General features: G+C 52.3%; 13 protein-coding genes. 3 read left to right on the top strand and 10 right to left on the bottom strand.

All coding sequences use genetic code 11. The annotated features are described in order from the left end of the window. Positions 1 to 56 precede the first annotated feature (56 nt). The gene (locus tag PRIO_RS08835; protein WP_020432017.1) at positions 57 to 2,375 is read left to right on the top strand and encodes a helix-turn-helix domain-containing protein; all 2,319 of its coding nucleotides are present in this window, start codon (positions 57 to 59) and stop codon (positions 2,373 to 2,375) included. Between the two features lie 804 nt (positions 2,376 to 3,179). Here PRIO_RS08835 and aroA read toward each other — a convergent pair. Genes aroA through PRIO_RS08800 form a run of 7 tightly spaced genes read right to left on the bottom strand, consistent with a single transcriptional unit; the run spans position 3,180 to position 10,797 of the window. Beyond that, positions 3,180 to 4,550 (bottom strand): 3-phosphoshikimate 1-carboxyvinyltransferase, encoded by a 1,371-nt coding sequence (gene aroA / locus PRIO_RS08830; protein WP_020427647.1) that lies wholly within the window; start codon positions 4,548 to 4,550, stop codon positions 3,180 to 3,182. Further along, positions 4,507 to 5,745: a Coenzyme F420 hydrogenase/dehydrogenase, beta subunit C-terminal domain gene (locus PRIO_RS08825; protein WP_046501935.1), complete on the bottom strand. Its 1,239-nt coding sequence runs from the start codon at positions 5,743 to 5,745 to the stop codon at positions 4,507 to 4,509. The genes aroA and PRIO_RS08825 overlap by 44 nt, the downstream gene beginning before the upstream one ends. A gap of 17 nt (positions 5,746 to 5,762) precedes the next feature. Continuing rightward, the gene (locus tag PRIO_RS08820) at positions 5,763 to 6,941 is read right to left on the bottom strand and encodes a glycosyltransferase family 4 protein (RefSeq protein ID WP_020427649.1); all 1,179 of its coding nucleotides are present in this window, start codon (positions 6,939 to 6,941) and stop codon (positions 5,763 to 5,765) included. A 21-nt stretch (positions 6,942 to 6,962) separates the two neighbouring features. Then, entirely contained in the window at positions 6,963 to 7,397 is a 435-nt protein-coding gene (locus tag PRIO_RS08815) for a hypothetical protein (RefSeq protein ID WP_020427650.1), read from the bottom strand. Next, positions 7,390 to 8,493: a carbohydrate-binding module family 20 domain-containing protein gene (locus PRIO_RS08810; RefSeq protein WP_052741430.1), complete on the bottom strand. Its 1,104-nt coding sequence runs from the start codon at positions 8,491 to 8,493 to the stop codon at positions 7,390 to 7,392. The genes PRIO_RS08815 and PRIO_RS08810 overlap by 8 nt, the downstream gene beginning before the upstream one ends. A gap of 2 nt (positions 8,494 to 8,495) precedes the next feature. After that, complete coding sequence (locus tag PRIO_RS08805) at positions 8,496 to 9,635, bottom strand: DUF1611 domain-containing protein (RefSeq protein WP_020427652.1); 1,140 nt, start codon at positions 9,633 to 9,635, stop codon at positions 8,496 to 8,498. Positions 9,636 to 9,654: 19 nt separating this feature from the next. After that, complete coding sequence (locus PRIO_RS08800) at positions 9,655 to 10,797, bottom strand: DUF1611 domain-containing protein (protein WP_046501931.1); 1,143 nt, start codon at positions 10,795 to 10,797, stop codon at positions 9,655 to 9,657. Between the two features lie 198 nt (positions 10,798 to 10,995). Between PRIO_RS08800 and PRIO_RS08795 the strand changes: the two genes are divergently transcribed. Both PRIO_RS08795 and PRIO_RS08790 read left to right on the top strand, forming a co-directional pair. After that, complete coding sequence (locus PRIO_RS08795) at positions 10,996 to 11,907, top strand: LacI family DNA-binding transcriptional regulator (protein WP_020427653.1); 912 nt, start codon at positions 10,996 to 10,998, stop codon at positions 11,905 to 11,907. A gap of 48 nt (positions 11,908 to 11,955) precedes the next feature. Beyond that, positions 11,956 to 13,221 (top strand): MFS transporter, encoded by a 1,266-nt coding sequence (locus PRIO_RS08790; protein ID WP_046501928.1) that lies wholly within the window; start codon positions 11,956 to 11,958, stop codon positions 13,219 to 13,221. Positions 13,222 to 13,787: 566 nt separating this feature from the next. Here the strand turns inward: PRIO_RS08790 and PRIO_RS08785 are convergent. The 3 genes from PRIO_RS08785 to PRIO_RS08775 form a co-directional block, all read right to left on the bottom strand. Next, positions 13,788 to 14,630 (bottom strand): carbohydrate ABC transporter permease, encoded by an 843-nt coding sequence (locus PRIO_RS08785; protein ID WP_020428888.1) that lies wholly within the window; start codon positions 14,628 to 14,630, stop codon positions 13,788 to 13,790. A 23-nt stretch (positions 14,631 to 14,653) separates the two neighbouring features. Beyond that, complete coding sequence (locus PRIO_RS08780; protein ID WP_020428886.1) at positions 14,654 to 15,532, bottom strand: carbohydrate ABC transporter permease; 879 nt, start codon at positions 15,530 to 15,532, stop codon at positions 14,654 to 14,656. Between the two features lie 74 nt (positions 15,533 to 15,606). Further along, positions 15,607 to 16,932, bottom strand: a complete 1,326-nt coding sequence (locus PRIO_RS08775) for an ABC transporter substrate-binding protein (RefSeq protein ID WP_046501924.1) — start codon at positions 16,930 to 16,932, stop codon at positions 15,607 to 15,609. Positions 16,933 to 17,395 lie beyond the last annotated feature (463 nt).

Genomic DNA, 17,395 nt, shown 5'->3' with positions numbered 1-17,395 from the left:
CGTTTTTGCCGCTTGAATTTGAAAGCGTAATCATCTTAAGAAGTGGAGTGAGTGCATTGCCGGGATACCGCTCGATCAAACATAACACGATGTTCGTCAAGCTGCTTCTTTCCTTGACCGCAATTGCCGTGATCACCGTCATTCTCATCTCCACGGTCACTTATTCCATTTCGGCGGACAACAGCATCCAGAATGCCATCGCATACAATGAATCGATCCTGACCCAGCAGCAGGAACTTATTCACAAAGAGCTGACCGCGATCAAATATGCCGCCTCCGGCATGATCACAACCCAGTCGTATCTGTACCATACTAATGGCAGCGGCAAGCTGAGTGTAAGCTCCATGATTGATTTATCCAATTTTGTGGAGGCGCAGAAAAAAATCAGTCCCTACATTGATTCCATCTATTTGTATTACGCTCCTTTGGAGCTTGTCCTGACATCGCGTCCCGAAATCCGGACCTCTCCTATCTCCACTTTTGCCGACCGCTCCTGGCTGGAAGTCTGGAAGCAGCAGTCCGACAACCGCACGCTCTGGTTAACCGGACGGATGGACGGCTTCGAGCCGGATCAGCCTGCCGCCAGCCTGCTGCAAAAGATGCCGTTAATCGGTCAGGTGAACGGCGCCATCGTTATGAATCTGAAGCTGCAGCTGCTGTTCGACGACTATTTGAGCCATTACCATAATAAAAAAGGCGCCACTCTTGTATTAGGGCCCCATTCTGAGCTGCTCTATTCCGATTCTGCTGACGGGGATTCCCTGCTGGCGCAGCTGGACCCTGCCCGCCTGACCGGCGGAAGCGGCTACTATATGGATGATTCCGACCGGATCGTTTCTTACACCACCTCGGAACTGACAGGCTGGAGATTCGTTGATATTACCAAACGCTCCAGTCTTCTGCAAGGGATGGACCGGATCAAGTTCATTGTCGTCACTGTTGCGGCTACCTACCTGACGGTGGCATTTGCGATTTCTTTTTATTTGTCCAGAAGATTGTACCGCCCGCTGCAGAGCGTGATCTCCTATATCGGCGGTTCCGAGGCCGGCCAGCGGGGCGGATCAGGCAGCCCTCTTCCCGCCGGCGACGAAGCGGGCTTCATCCGTCATATCTATGATCAGCTGGTCCGCAACTGGGAAACCCTGATGACAGAGAAGCGGAAGGTGGATTCCCTTCTGACCGATAACCATACAGCGATCAAGGAGAAATATCTGAACGGCCTCATCCAGGGAGACAGCACAGATCAGGCAGCGGAGCTGCTGGGGCTCCGGCTGGATTTCACCCGGTTTGCCGTACTGACCCTTGAGCTGGAAGAGCCTTATCCGGTAAAAGGGCCTGACGGCATCCAGTTCTATCTGTTCCGTTATGGGCTTATGGAAGAGCTCGGAGCCGATATCGACGGCGAAATCTTCGCCAAGGATGACAAGCGGACCGTCATCCTGCTGAACGTTCCTGCGGAGGAGGACGACTTCCCGCTGGAGCAGGCCAAGCGGCTGAAGCAGCTTCTGCTGACCCGCTACAGCCTGAACGTGACCATTGCCGTCAGCCGGAATTATAGCGGTGAGCAAAGCGTGTGCTCAGCCTACGAAGATACCCTGGAAGCACTCAATCTGAAAATGTACATCGGCAAGGGCGAAATTCTGCCATACGGCATCCTGGGCGACTGGAAGTCACAGGAAGAAGCTTATTATTATCCGTATGAGCTGGAAACGAAGCTGCTCCAGGCCTTGCTGCAGACAGACAAGGAGCAATGCTTTGGTGCCATCCGGCAAATCACCCGGACGGCGATTGACAGAAAGCTGGGGAAGGCGAATATCCAGCAGCTGTTTTTTCAGCTGAGCGGGGAGATCATGAAGACGCTTGTCCAGACCCGTGGCGACATGTCCGCCGTCTTCGGGGACAGACCGGCTTACGCAGATGTGCTGTCGCGTGCGGAAACGCTGCCGGATATGGAAGAGTGCCTGCTGGACATGTGCGGCAGGATCATCGCCTACCACAAGGAGAAACGTTCGAAGATGACGGATGTGACCCTGCAGCTGGCAACGGATTATATGGATGTCAATTTTAATAAAAATATTTCTGTAGACACGGTTGCTGAACACGTGCAGCGCAGCTCCTCCTATCTAAGCCGTATCTTCAAGGAGTCTACAGGGATGACGATTAACGATTATTTAATCCAGCTGCGGATCAAGCGGGCCATGGAACTGCTGCAGCTCGATCTGACCATCGAGGAGATCTGCCGGGATGTCGGGTATGCGAATGTAAGCTACTTCAATAAGATCTTCAAAGCCCGGACAGGGCAAACTCCCGGACAATACCGGCAGCAGCAGGCAGCAGACCGGCTGCTCTCCCAGAGGAAGGAGCAGGCGGAATAGCTGCTTGGCCTGCTGGCATCACAGCCGCAGGGCAGCGCCGCTCTTCAGGGAACGTGCAGGCGCTTCCGGATTTCATCCTCAAGCGCGAACCAAAACGGCTGAGCCGTCCTCCACGGGACAGCCGTCTTGGTCTAGCGTTACCTGAAGAACGACTCCCCATGAATCCTACGGCAACTTTTTAAGTGGAAAAAGGGACACTAATTTGCCGGAGTACCCTATCCTCGGGCAGATGAAGTGGAAAAAGGGACACTAATTCAGCCCGTTTCGCCATTGGACCAGAAAAGTACCCCAATTAAGTTTACTTTTTCCACTTCAATCTCAGGATTTCTTAATTTTCGGAAAAATAAGTTCCCTTTTTCCAACTAGCACCTGCGAAGAAGCCGGTAAAAGCGGATCGCCCTATTCCTTCGCGATCGATCCGCAGCCGTTACGGACAGGAGAGCCCTTATTGAGAGAAGATTCGGCTATTCCGTAGGACTAACGGACTGAGATGCCCTTATTTGTCCCTTTCCCCTTGATTCCAGGCTCATTCGAACGAAATAACGACTCCTGAGTCCGTAACTGTAGATAAAGTAAGATTTTTGGCGAAATAAGGGCTCCTCTGTCTGCATCAGTCCGCGGATGGAGCCCTATCCTCCTGCATCGCGGATATTCCTGTGAGGCTTCCGGTACATCCATATTCTCCCACACTATATTACAATTAAATAAGGGGAAGTCAGTTCCCCCAAAACATATAAATTCTTTCAAAAAAAACCGGCACCGTATCTTACAGTGCCGGGGGCTTTTCAAGCGGAACAGGCCGCATCATTCTGCGGGCAAAACATCGATATGCGCAAACTGCGAAAGATCCTCTACGAAGCCCGGATAGGAAACGTTGATACAGCCGCAGTTGCGGATGATCGAAGGCTCATCCAAGCTGCTGGCCAATACAGCGGCGGTCATGGCGATCCGGTGATCACCACAGCTGTTTACGATGGCAGGGGATAGAGGCCGGCCGCCATGAATGACCATCTCGTCATCACTGCAGGAGGTTTCCACGCCAAAAGCTTTTAGCACCCCTGCGGTGGTCTGAATCCGGTTCGTATCCTTGTCTCTTAATTCCCCGCAATCGCGGATCACAGTGTTCCCTTCCGCAAATGCCGATACCGCTGCCAGCAAAGGAACTTCGTCAATCAGGCTCTGTATGCGCCCGTTGCCTTCAGCTAAGACAGAGGACAACCGGGTTCCCGGTGTGCAGTAGATATCTGCGACCGGTTCCCCGGAGATCAGCTCCGCTTCCGCTTGCAGCGTCAAATGAAGTCCCATCTCTGCAAGCAGCCGGATGAACCCGCTCCGGGTTGGATTGACACCCACCTGCTTGATCAGCAGGCTGCCCTTGCGGTCCACTCCCCGAATAGCGTATGCAGCCAGCAGAAAAGCCGCCGAGGACATATCACCGGGAACCATTACATCCTTGGCGCAGAAGGCATTCCCTCCCTTCAGGAAGGTAACATCGTTATCGGAATGAATATCTATGCCGAAATAATGCATCAGGCGTTCGGTGTGATCCCGGCTTTGGCAGCGTTGCCGGTAACGTGTGATTCCCTCTGCATATAATCCCGCGAACAGCAGGGCTGACTTTTCCTGTGCGCTGAATACAGTGGCTTCCATGTCTATAGGGGACAATGGGGACGCTCCCTGTATCCGCAAAGGCAGGCAGCCTTTGGCCCCAAGATATTCAATCACCGCCCCCATATCCGTCAGCGGCTGAACAACCCAGTCCATGGGTCTTGCCGAGAGCAGTGCGTTCCCGCCCAGTTCCGCTGCAAAGGACTGTCCCGCCAGTACAGACAACATCAAACGGGCCGAAGTGGCCGTATTCCCGACCTCAAGCCTGCCAGCCGGTGCCTGCAGGCCCCGCAGCCCTTGTCCATGCACGGACAGCTCATCCCCATTCCAGGCAATCCTTACACCCAATTGGCGCAGAATCGTGATGCAGCTCTCAATGTCACGGGAACGCAGCACATTGTACACCGTACCTTGGCCTTCGGCGATAGCGTTCAGGACAATGGCCCGCTGGGAGATGGATTTGTCTCCCGGAACCGAATGGAATTCGAAGGAGCACACCTCCCGCTTCGCCTTAATCTGCAAATCACATTTGGCCGGCAGGCCGACCCTGTTTCGGACCAATCCCAATTCTGATCACCTCGTCATCGGAGAGTATTTGCGAATAATCCATATCTCTGCCGGGAGCCAGCGGAATCCGCCGGTCGCCCATCGCCGCATAGCTGCGGTACCGCTGCCGTTTCCGCTCCAGTCCAAGATTATTATCAAACGTGTAATCGACCAGCCGGGCCGCATTCCGGCGCACCGCAAGCTCAAGCAGGCGGGCCCCTGTTTTCGTTCGCACCATTACCGTGGAGGATGCCTTAGCAGATATTCCTTCTTTGCTGGAATCAAAAATATTAGGATCTCCATCCGAAATCGAAATATCGGCGATCCCTGACCACCAGTCCGGGCAAGCGAGGCAGCGGAAGGTTTTGAACTTTTTGAATTCCTCCACCAGCCGGTAAAAAGGCAGATAATGCTCCTGCCCCTGCCGGGTCTTGACCATGAATTGCCCCGGATATTGCCCCTCCCGGTAGCGCATCACAGCAACGTCAGCCAATTCAATCCCCAAAATCTCCGTAATCAGATGCTCGGTACCGCCCAGTGAGGTGCTGGAGGCGCAGCCCAGCTCAATCGTGAACGCCACTTTGTCTGCCAGCACAGAGGACGGCAAGTGCTCCGGCAGATTCAGCAGCTTGTGGATTCCTTGAATCTGGCAAGGCACGCCTATAATGCCGATCTTGTCATATCTGTCATCCTGCAGCAGATCCAGGTTGGGAGTGATGCAGTAGCTGGTCTGCGCACACTCGATAATCCGTTCCACCGAATCGGCCAGGTAGGCCTTCGGTACCCAGGGACGCTCCTCATCTCTCCCCACAACAATCACTGCGTCAGCAAGCTTCTCCTCCAGCGCGGTAACCGCCAGGATCGTTCCCGCCCCGCCGGCTGCCGCCCGGCCGAGAATTTCCGGGTCCGCCGCCGAAAACTGATGGGTAGATAAGTAGATACCGGTCCAGCGTTCAAGCTCCGAACGGTTGCGGCCAAAGATGCGCCGCTCGGATTCCATCACACCTGTATCATAGCCCGGACACACCTCCGAGCAGAGATTGCAGCTGCCGCAGGTGTCCTCCGCCTGGCTCTCCAGACCCTGAAAGACCGGAAGCGAAACGGAATCGCCGTTCATCGCAAGCAGGCCTTGGGGACATACTGCAGCGCACAATCCGCAAGACGCGCAGAGCGATAGATCAATAATCTCTTCCTTGAGCGTTATAAAAGATGTCATCCGGCATCTTCCCTTCCTTATAATCTCACGCCGCTCAGCGTGGAATAGACTTCTCCGGTTCTGTCCGCAATGGGCTGCCAATCATACCGCAGCAGAACTTCCCTCCGGGCTGCTTCCGCAAGCAGACTTCCCTCATCAGGGTCACGGAGCAGCTGCAGAATCCGGGCCGCCAGCATGCCAGGGTCTCCGGACATGCTGGTGAGTCCGGTCCGCCCATGCTCAACAATCTCGGCCAGCCCTCCCGCTTCTGACACAATTACCGGTGTACCGCTCCCCATCGCTTCCAGCGCCACAATGCCGAAGGGCTCATACAAACTGGGAAATACACAGACATCGGCAAGCTGGAGCAGAAAGCTTTTCTCCTGGCTGTCTACGAAGCCGGTGAAGCGTATGCTTGTCCCCAGCTCAGCCGCACGGTCCTCAAGCTCGGCGGACATCGGTCCCCGGCCTGCGATAATACAGGTGCAGTGCGGGAATTCGCGCAGCACCTCATGTATACTTTGCAGCAGCACCTGTACCCCTTTTTCCTTCACCAGTCTTCCAATGAACAGGACGATCTTGCCGCCATCCTGCGCGTAATGCTCCCTTCTGAAGGAATGCGCCGGAATCAGCTCCAACGAACAGAGATCAATGCCGTTAGGGATAATCTCCGTCCTGGACTTGTCAAGACCATGCACAGTGCAGACCTCCCGCTGCATATGCATGCTGCATACAATGACCTTGTCTGACGAAGTGACCAGTTCATGCTCGATGGCATGAATCATGTGCTGCTGAGGCGTGAACAACCCCTGATTCCTCCCAAACTCTGTAGCATGGATCGTTGTCACAAGCGGTAATCCCAGCCGCTGATGCAGCAGAAGGGCGGCATAGCCGACCAGCCAATCATGCGCATGAATAAGATCAAGCCTTACGTTCCCGCTGAGCCGGGAGGCAACGTAATCTACAATTGCCAGATTGAACTCAAGCACCCAATCCTCGAAATCGGTCAAGTTCTCATAAGAATTCACACGGTGCACGTATACGCCGTTCTCCACTTCCAGAACGGGCCGTCCTGGGGCGCTATTGGTAATTACATGGACCTCGGCCGGCCCGCAGGCCAAATGCCTGGACAATTCATAGACATGCGGGGCCATTCCTCCGATCACCACAGGCGGATACTCCCAGGACAGGATTAAGACAGATGTGCTTGATTGCATAGGTTGTCCCCTCCGAATCTCTCAATGTGCAGAAAGTGAATACCCCGTGAAGAATTCCCACCATGTATTTTGCTCCAGCAGCGGAGGCGAAGCATGATCTCTTTGGAAGGAGAACCAGTCCGAATACATCGGGCTGCCGTCATCACAAATAAATAACACATTAGATCTCAAAATTGGTACAAACGTTTGCACTTTTTTAATAATCCCTAAATCCGCGTAATAGTAGCGGCTGCCCGGCCTCGGAACCCGCATCTCCAGCGTTTGCCCGAGCGGCCTGTCCACCGGGAACAGAAACTGCGCAAATTTATTCTCGGAAGAGAGAGTGGTCAGCCGGACAGCCTGCTGCAGCTCAAGCCAGCTGCTTTTAAAATGCCAGGCAATCAGCCGTCTTCTCTCTTCATCCAGCGCAGTTTGAAAGGTCAGGTGTGTTCCGTCAAACTGCAGTCTCTCATCCATATGCAGCATCTCCTTCGGACAATTGAAAGGATTCCTGGCAGGCTCCCTGCCACTCCGCTATTATTTCGGATACTCCCTCCGCAGGTGTATGAAAGCAATGAGCCTCTCCCTGCTCCAAGCGCATCATTCCGGAGCCGCTCCTAAGCATAATTTTGAACTCGATCCGGGAATCCGCCGGCAGGCTGATATCGCAATACCAGGTTGGATACCGGTAGACGATCTGGTTGTAAAATGGCCCTGCCGCCCTCTCCGCCTGCCAGGCTCCAAGCTCATACACATTCCCCGTCACATAGACCCGGGTATCAAAATCAGTGTGTACGTTCTTGAGCACCAGCCTTACCGTAACCAGCATTCCTGTCCACACCTTCAGTTCTTCCGGGAGCCGGAACTTCTGCCCCCCTTCTGACAGACCCTGTACAGGATGTACGCCTGCCGGAACCGCCGGAACCCTGGCAACGATCTTCCCGGATTGCCATGAGATTACAGCCGCCTCACAGCCGCCAACCGTCAGACAGCCGGTATCGCCCAAATGTCTGCCCCGGATTATAAACTCGCTTCCCGGCGCCGCTGCTTTGGGATAGACATGGACGGCTGCCGGCTTCTCAAGATCAGACTCATAAGAATAGACAAAGGCAGACCGCGGTGCCAGCATTACATTCTGCATGTCTCCTTCGGCTCCCGCAACCGCCGGGTGGTCTGGATAAATATCCTTAAGGAGGCTGGAGTAAGCACCTTGCGGCAGCGAAGTTGCCAATGAAGGCAGAATTTGCGCATTGTCTTCCTGGTTAATTAGGATCAGTGCCACATCCCTCTTGCAGCTGCGCTCGAATACCAGCACCCCCGAATTGACATACAGCAGCTTCGTACTGCCATAACCAATCGCAAGATTACAGGCTCTTAAGCGATTAAGCTGCGCCACAAGCCGGTAGGCCGTTGTCTCCCTGCTGAAGGAGCTCATCATGGCACGGTTGTGGGGATCATCTCCACCGCTCATGTACTGCTCGGTTCCATAGTACACTACAGGCAGGCCTGCGGGATTGCCTTCACAGAACCGGTCGGTGACAATCTGATAGATGCATTCGCCCGGATGCAGCATAATTACTTACCAGAACCGGCCGGAATGGCATCCGCTTCCTCCAGGAGAAGGTTCAGCGCCGCTTCCGCCTGTTCGATGAAGAGGACATGAATTTGAAATTTCTGTTCCAGTTCAAGCTTCCGGGCCATTCTCCGTTCGTGGGGATAGATTTCGTATTGCCCGTAAGAGGTTTCCAGCTTATCCGGCAGCAGCAGGGCAAGCGGCCGTCTGGAGTAGATTCTTAACATTTCAATCGCATCATGAATGGCGCCGTCATCATCATAATCGGCAATCAGCAGAACATATTCCGGATCAAATGCCCGCAGCATCGCATATCTCAGAGAATTGAACGCTATATTCATAGTGGGAAGAATGGAGCTTTGCCCCGCCATAATGATCCAGTCACTGCCGCTGTCCTGGGCATGATGAATCACAGTATCGATATAGTACGGATACTGCTCCAACGGGCGTTGTGCCAGGAACTTGAAGATATCCCCTTCAGGCTGCCCGAACAGGAACCCGGTCGGCTCTGTGATGAAAGCTGTCGCCGGAATGCCCTCCGCTGCGAATTGCCTGTAGAGATTCATCTGTACGGTAAACTTCCCGATGCAACCCCGGGTGGCAAAAATCCCGACTCTCTTAATTGATCTGGGACGGGAAAACATCAAAGCTTCCTTTTCGAACTGTTCCAGATAGCGCTCAATATCCGTTCCGCCCGTGCCATAGCGCTTATCCATCTCCTGAAAAAGCTGCTCCCTGGGGCTGTGAACCACATCGATCTGTATTTGCTGCTCCGCCATCCAGTCCAGGGTAGCCCGGTCATAAATTTCATGCACACTGACCACCTTTAAGCCCCGGCCGGATGCGTATAAGACCAATTCCCGCCATAATCCGGCAAGATCATGTTCAGCGAATACACTTGAATTCCCGCCAAAAGTGGTGCCGGGATCATTCAGAATCAGGGTGTCCGCGTCCTTCAGACCGTCTGCCATCGACGAATGGATCAGAATCCCCGAATGCTTCCCGTCCACCTGCGCTCCGGCATCCTGCCCGTCTTCCTCCACAAAGTCGATGACCGATACGATCTCGACGTCCAGCAGGTCACGGAAACGCAGCAGGCCCTGCGTGATTTTATTGAAGGGATACAGTACAACTCTCTTCATCTTCGCCGCCTCCCCCGGATCATAATCTGACAGTCTTTTTATAGTTAGCCAGCTTGCCTGCCAGCCTGCCAATGTCCAGCACCGATTCCACATGCGCGGCATCAAAGCGGCTGCGGATTTCTTCCTTGCGCTGCTCTATTTCCTCCGGGGTCTTCGAGATGTATTCTCCAAAATCAACCTCGTATTTATCCGGAATCAGAATAGCAAACGGCCGGCTGGCATTTCCGTAAATGCGGAGAATATCGAGGCTGTCTCTGATCTGCTCATCATCATCGTAGCCTGCAATCAGGATCGTCAAGTCCGGCTGCAAGGCCCGTAAATAAGAGACTTTGGTTGCTGCAATCACGAAATTCTCATTCGGGAGCAACGAACCTTGACCTGACAACAGGACATAATCACAGCCTGTGCTCTCCGCTTCCCGGACAGCCGCGTGAATGTAGTACGGATATTGGTTCAGCGGATTATGGGCAATAAATTTCATGATATCACCGCCCGGCTGGTTGAAGAGCGCAGCCGTAGGCTCGGTTATAATCGCCTGGACCTTCTCTCCTGCCTGCCGAAGAGCCCGGAACAATGACATTTGAGCCGTGAACTTTCCGAGGCAGCCTCTTGTTGCGAATATCCCCACCTTGCATATATTGCGGTTATAAGCGGTTATTTGTGCGTCTATATCAAAATAGGATAAATAAGTGGCTACTTCATCTCCAGGGGAAGGAAATATATATTCTGTATGGAGCCGGTGCTGCAGACTTGCGGGGATTTGCGGCAGAATCTCAATCGTAATTCCATTCTTAAGCAACCAATCCAGGGTAGGGCGGTCAATAATTTCATGCACACTGATGATTCTCAGCTTATGCTCATGGGCAGAGGCAACCAGCAATCTCCACAGCTGACTGAGGTTATGCTCGCCGTATACGCCTTCGTTATTTCCGAACGAAGTTCCCGGATCATTCAGAATCAGGGTATCCGCAATGCCGAACATCTCTTCAAAATTGTCCGTAATTGGAATTCCTGCCGCTTGGCCTTCCACCAGTTCAGCTGCGTCTTTACCCTTATGCAGGACAAAATCAATAACCGCCCTTACCGTAAAATCTGTTAAATCCCTGAACCTGATGATCCCTTGCGTAATCTTGTTGAAGGGATACAACACCACATTGTCCATGCATAACCGCCTCCCGTAATAGAGTAAAGGATAGACAACAATCGGTAGACTTAACCGATTAAGCTGATACTACAATAATTTACATATTATATCAATACCAAGAAATAAAAGGTTTTTTATGACACGAATTTCGAGGATTGACTCCCGGGCTAAGCTAATGTTAATCTTTAGGAAATTGACAGATAGGAGATTGGGCTGTTGAAAAAAACAACTATGAAGGACATCGCCATCCGGGCCAACGTATCCGTTGCCACCGTAAGCTATGTGCTGAATCGTGTGGATAATCAGACCATTCCTGAAAAGACACGCCGCCAGATCCTGCAGCTGGCCGAAGAGCTGCATTATATTCCGAATCTGGCAGCCCGTTCACTCGCCAACCAAAAAACCGGTCTGGTAGGTGTATTGGTCCACAGATCCAGGCAGTTGCCTTACTGGAAGCTGCATGCCCAGCTCGCCTTCATTCATACTTTGGAGCAGCGGCTTACAGCAGCCGGTTATCATACGCTGCTCTATTCTCTGGATACCGGCAACCCTTCGCTGGACATTATCGTGGAACGCAAGCTGGAAGCCGTGTTTCTCATCGATGCACAGGACGCCTCCTTCTACTCGATTTCCAGACACTTTGTCGAGGGCATTCCCCTGATCCTGATCGACAGCATGATTGAAGATAAGCTGTTCAAGCAGGTGGTGTACAATTACCGTTCAGCGCTTGAAAAGGCTCTGCCGGACGATCTGTCGCAGGTCTGTTTGATTATGGAGAGCTTCAATAATTCACTCCTTACCCGCTATATCCGCAGCTGTGTTCCTCTGTCTGACGATGCAGTCTTCGAAATCCGCGAGCTTCAGGATCTGCTTTCGGCGACGGCTCATCACCGCTTCAAGCAGGCGATTGTGATCAATGAATTCATTGGCAGCTATGTGGAGAAGTCTGGAGATTTTGAGCATCTGACCGTAATCTGCACCTGCAATTCCCCGCAAATGCTGGGGGAGCGTGTAGAGAAGATTCTTTTTCAGGGGGACAAAGCGGAGGTCGCATTTGAACTCATGCAAGAGCTGTTGTACCATCCGGACTACTCCGAGCAAGAGAATAACTGTTATTATGTAGACTAATTTTTTTTGACCGTCAACTTAAGCGCTTAAGTTGAAAGGAGGATAAACATGACAGAACCCGTTATAGCCAGCCAGGCAGCCCCTGCGGTACACTCCTATCCAAAACTGTGGGCCAACAAAAAATTCATGCTGCTGCTCTGCTCTTTTTCCATTTCCCTGTTCGGCAATACTTTTCACAGCATCGCCCTTAGTCTCTGGGTGCTCCAGACCACCGGCAGCGCCAAACTGGTGGCTGTACTGACGATTATTAACCTGTTGCTCAGCTCGCTGCTCGGGTCCATTGGAGGAACGTTCGCGGACCGGACCAACCGCAGAAAGATCATGCTGATTACAGATCTGGTCAGCTGCTCACTGGTAGTCACCCTTGCCCTCGTCCTCTCTGTTCCTTCGGCTTCCTTCATTATTGTAGCTGTGCTTACAGCGCTAACTACGGTGTCAGCCCTTTTCCAGTCCCCTGCCTATCAGTCCTCCATTGTCACCGTTGTCGGCAAAGAGCATGTCCAGCAAGCCGTTGGCATGCTTAACCTGTCGGAGAACATCTGCCGGACGGTTGGCTTTTCCGTAGGCGGAATCTTCGTAGCGGCTTTCGGAGCGGCGGATGCCATTTTATTCGACGGAGCCACGTTTCTGGTCTCCTTCCTGCTCGTTCTTGCTGTCCGTTCCCTGCCGATGCCGGCACGCGCCAATCCAGAGCCCCAACAGAAAAAGAAATTTATTCAGGACCTTGGAGAAGGCATACGTTATATCTGGAAATTCCCCTTTGCCAAGGCCGTCATCATTATGCTTCCGACGCTCACTCTATTCTTCATGCCCTCAATGATGCTGACCCAGGTCATGGCCGTCAACGTCTGGAAGTCCAGTCCCTTTCAGTTCGGGCTTATGGAAGCTTGTATCCCGCTCGGCTATATGGTCGGCTCAGGCCTGATTATGATTCTGGGCTCCAAAATCAGACGGCGGGGATTACTCATTATGACCGGCCTGCTCTGTCTGGGCCCGATGTATATCCTGTTATCCTTCATCACTTCTGCGGCTGCAGCCATTCCCGTGGTGCTGCTGATCGGATTCATGTTCTCGTTCTGCACACTCCTTATCAACATCGTCCTCAGGCTGGAAATTTCCGAAGAAATCCAGGGCAGAGTCTTTGGGGTACTGGGGTCGATTATGAGTGTGGCTCCATCAATCGGCCTATCCGTTGTCTCCTATCTCTCGGATCATTTCAGTCCCGGCCCTGTTATGGGGTCCATTGGACTGCTGCTGCTCCTGTTCGCCTTATATACCTCCACCAAGCTTAAGATCATTCGGGGCTATAGATAGCCCATCAAGCTATATAAACTGAACTTTTTGGGTTTTGGATTTCAGTTTAGCGTTGTCCGGAAAACCCTTTATAAATCCTTCGGCAATTCCAAGTGGAAAAAGGGGCACTAATTTTTGCTGGGGACCCTGTTTTACGCAGGTGAAGTGGAAAAAAGGTAACTAATTCGGCTCATTTCGCAACTGACGAGGTAATATGGCCCAATTAAGTTCCCTTTTTCCACTTAATTCTCACAGTTGTCCATTTTGGGGTGAAATAAGTTCCTTTTTTCCAACTAGCACTGCTCACCTGCTTATTCGCATACCCTAGTTGGAAAAAGGCTATCGAATCCGACTGATTTCAACCCTTTTGGGTGAATTCGCTGAATTCACGTCTACTTATCCCCAACTTTCCACAAGAAAGGGAAATCATAATTCCCTAAATAACCAAAAAATCCAAAAGGATCATATCCCTCTGGATTTCTCGAAATTCACTCGGTACTCACTCAGAATTCCGCAGACTTTTATTCGTTCTGAGCTTAAACCCCAAACGCCTGCACCTCAAGATTCCTCAATCGTTGATACGGCTGTCATCCTTTTACCGCTGAGCCTACCGTCATGGCCCGCTCCACCTGATCGCTGAGAAGCAGATAGACCAGTACCATCGGAAGCGATGCAATAGTCATGACCGCCCCCATTGCTCCCCAGTCGGTACTGTACGAGCCCTGGAAGAAAAGCAATCCCAGCGGCAGTGTCTTCATGTTCTCGTCCGAGATTAGAATGTACGCCAGAGTGAACTCATTCCAGTTGTTCAGGAACTGGAAGATGGCAATCGTTGCGATAGCCGGCAGCGCCAGCGGCAGGATGACCCCGAGAAACAGCCGGTAAATACTTGCACCATCGATGCAGGCTGCCTCTTCAATTTCCCGGGGAATGCTGACCAGGAAGCCGTAGAACACCATGGTTGAGAACGGCAGGCCGATGGCAATGTAGGGAATAATAAGAGCCCCGTAGGTGTTGGTGAGATGGAAATCCCGGACCAGCAGCGCAAGCGGGATCATAATCACCTGCAGCGGCATGAACATACCGACAAGCATGTAAGTTCTGACAGCCGAGCGGAATCTCCACTGCATCCGGGCCACGGCAAAGGCGAACATAAGCGCCAGAAGCAGAATGAAGACTGTGGATATGATGGAAACGACAAAGCTGTTCCAAAAGTAACGTGGAATATTGAACTGCGTCCAGGCATTGATATAGTTCTCGAAACGAAAATGAGTCGGCAGGCCAAACGGATTGGTAACGAAAATTTCGTCATTGTTCTTCAGGGAATATGAAATCATCCAGAACAGCGGATAGATGGATACGGCAAAATACAGCCACAACGGAATTTGCAACAGGAACTGCCCGATGGACCGGAATGTTTTTGGGCTCATATGGTTTATGGTTCTCCTTTCCATTATGCATTCTGTCCACGGTCGAACACCTTGTTGATTACAACCGTCGCAATGAGCGAGATCAGCACCAGCAATACCGATACGGCGCATGCGTATCCGTAGTTACTCTCCATAAAGGCATACCGGTAAATCATGAAGGTCATCGTGTAGTTGGTGGTGCCCGGGCCTCCATTGGTCATGATCAGCATCTGTACGAACGCGCCGATCCCGGAGGTGATCGCGATGGTGAAGCAGAATTTATACGTTTCCCGCATCAGCGGCAGCGTAACATGCCAATGCGCCCGCCACTTTCCGCAGCCATCGATGGTCGCGGCCTCGAAGTAATCCTCCGGAACAGCCTTGACGCCGGCATACAGCAGGGAGAACTGATAGCCCATAAACTGCCAGGCGTTTACAAAAGCGATGGCAATGATCGACTGAGTCGGTGAGCTCAGCCAATTCTGCCGGTAGGGAATATTCAGCAGCTCGAAAAGCTTATTCACAAGACCGTTGGTCGGGTCGTACATGGCGATCCACAATTGGCAGACAACCGTTACCGACAGCACCACGGGGATGAAATAAGCAGTCTTCAGCAGCTTGCGTCCGCGGGTCCGCGGATTGGCGCATACGAGCGCCAGTACCGTACCAAGTCCAATCTGGAATCCAGCCAGCACCAGGGCAAAGATCAGCCCGTTTTTCAGGGAAGTTGAGAGCAAAGGATCGTTAAACAGCTCGCGGTAATTGGCAATTCCCGAGAAGGCTGCCGTGCTCAGCCCGTCCCAATCGTAAAAACTTCGGACAACGGTCTGCAGCACAGGATAAATAAGGATCACGCTATATAACAACAGGGCAGGGAGCAGAAACAGCGCCAGCGCCGATTTATTTCCCAGGTATTTATTCATGCGGTTCTTTCCCTCCTTGTTCCGTTAAAGCTGAACCCCTGGGCGAAGGCCGCAGGGGTCCGGCAGATTCCGGTCTACTGGTTTTCCTTGCCCAGCGCACGGTTCAGGTTCGTGATAAAGTTCTCGGTTGCAAAACCGTCCACCAGCAGGTTCTGTGTGTTGTCGTTGATGGCATTCTGAATTTGCGTATTGCTTAGCAGCTTTGCGTATTCTTTGGCGTTCGGCAGCAGCTCCGTGGCGATCCGCTGCATCATAACCGGCACGTCTGCCGCAATCGGCTTGTCCGTCTTCGGCGAAATAATCGGGCTGCCCAGCTTCGAATATTTATATTCAGCTGATTTCGCGGCAAGGAACGCTGCCACCTTCACCGCAGTCTCCTTATTCTTGCTGCCGGGCGAAACGGCGTAGCCCTGCGGAGATCCCGCACCGTCGATATTATATTTGCTTTGTTCATAGGTCGCTTCATCTTTGGCCGGCCAGTACATCCAGTCAACCTGGTCGCCAAGTTTTTCTTCCGAGCTGTAGATTTCCCATTGGCCGTTGACGAACATCGCGGACTTGCCCTGATAAAACTGCGAGGACGCCTGGTCATAGTTCGTGTTCGTCGCGTTGGCGTCAAACAGTCCGGCTTCCTGAAGCTGCTTCATTTGCTCTGCGGCCGTGACAAAAGCCTGCGGCAGCTCCGTTACCCCCTGTGCCTCCAATGCGCCAAAGCCAGCAGCCTGTTCCCTAGTGACGAGACCGTTATAGAATGCGGCTGAAATCCATTTTTCCTTCCCGAAGATGGACATCGGGATGTAGCCCGCCGCTTTCAATTTTTTGGCCGCTTCAGCCAGCCCGTCAATGGTTTTGATCGGCACTGCAATGCCAACCTTGTCGAAGATCGACTTGTTATAATAAATCAGCTGAAACTCAATGCCGGTATCGGGATAAGCGTACACATGTCCATCCGGGGCAATCAGGCGGGATTCCACGCCCGGATTAAGATTTTGCTTATACTGTGCGGTTGATTCATAATCGTCCAGCAGCTCTACATTTTTTGATTTGGCAAAGGTCTGCAGGGTCGGCCAGTCGGTGAAATAAACATCAGGCATATTCCCAGTGGCAGCATAAGTCTTGAGTTTTTGATTACCATCCTGCACCGCGGAATCCAGCTCGATCTCGACGTCCGGCATTTCCTTCTTCAGTTCTTCCACTGCATAGTCGAAAGGGCCTTTCGTATCTTCATCAAAGTGCTGGGCGTATACCTTCAGCTTGACCTTGCCGCTGTCAGCCGCCGCAGCCGGGTCCTGATTTTGGTCAGAGGCTGTGTTGCCGTTGCCGCCGCCGCAGGCAGACAGCGCCAGCACCATGGAAAACGCTATCATTAGTGCGCTTAAACGTTTGTGCTCAATTTTCATTGTGTATATCCCCCTCATTTGTGCAGCTACCCCTCATGCGAGTGTGTGCCGTAAGTCTGTGACCTGCCGGCCACATTCACATTATAGCCTCCGGCCAGCCAGAACATTAAGGGATAAAACGGGTCTTACCCGTAAAAAACGGGACAAAACAAGTAGAAACAGCTAGGCCGTCCTTATAAGGGCGGTACCTGTTTCAGCGGAAAATAGAAGGATCATTTATAACGTGAAGCATATAAATTTCTATATTTGAACAAAATCACCTTGGCGGGTGAATAGCAGCATGGGGCTTACAGCCGCAGGGATTTCCAACCACTCCAAAATCAACGGGGTCATGTTGAAGACGGATCGTTGACTTCCTTTACGTTCGATCCGCAGCCGTTACGGACAGGAGAGCCGTTATGGATAGAAGATGCGTCTATTCCACAGGACGGACTGAGATGCCTTTCTTTGTCCCTTTCCCCTT

The sequence above is a fragment of the Paenibacillus riograndensis SBR5 genome (assembly GCF_000981585.1).
GTDB classification, from domain to species: domain Bacteria; phylum Bacillota; class Bacilli; order Paenibacillales; family Paenibacillaceae; genus Paenibacillus_AQ; species Paenibacillus_AQ riograndensis.
The sequence above is the reverse complement of the archived record's forward strand: the minus strand, read 5'-3'. Positions and strand labels throughout refer to the sequence as shown.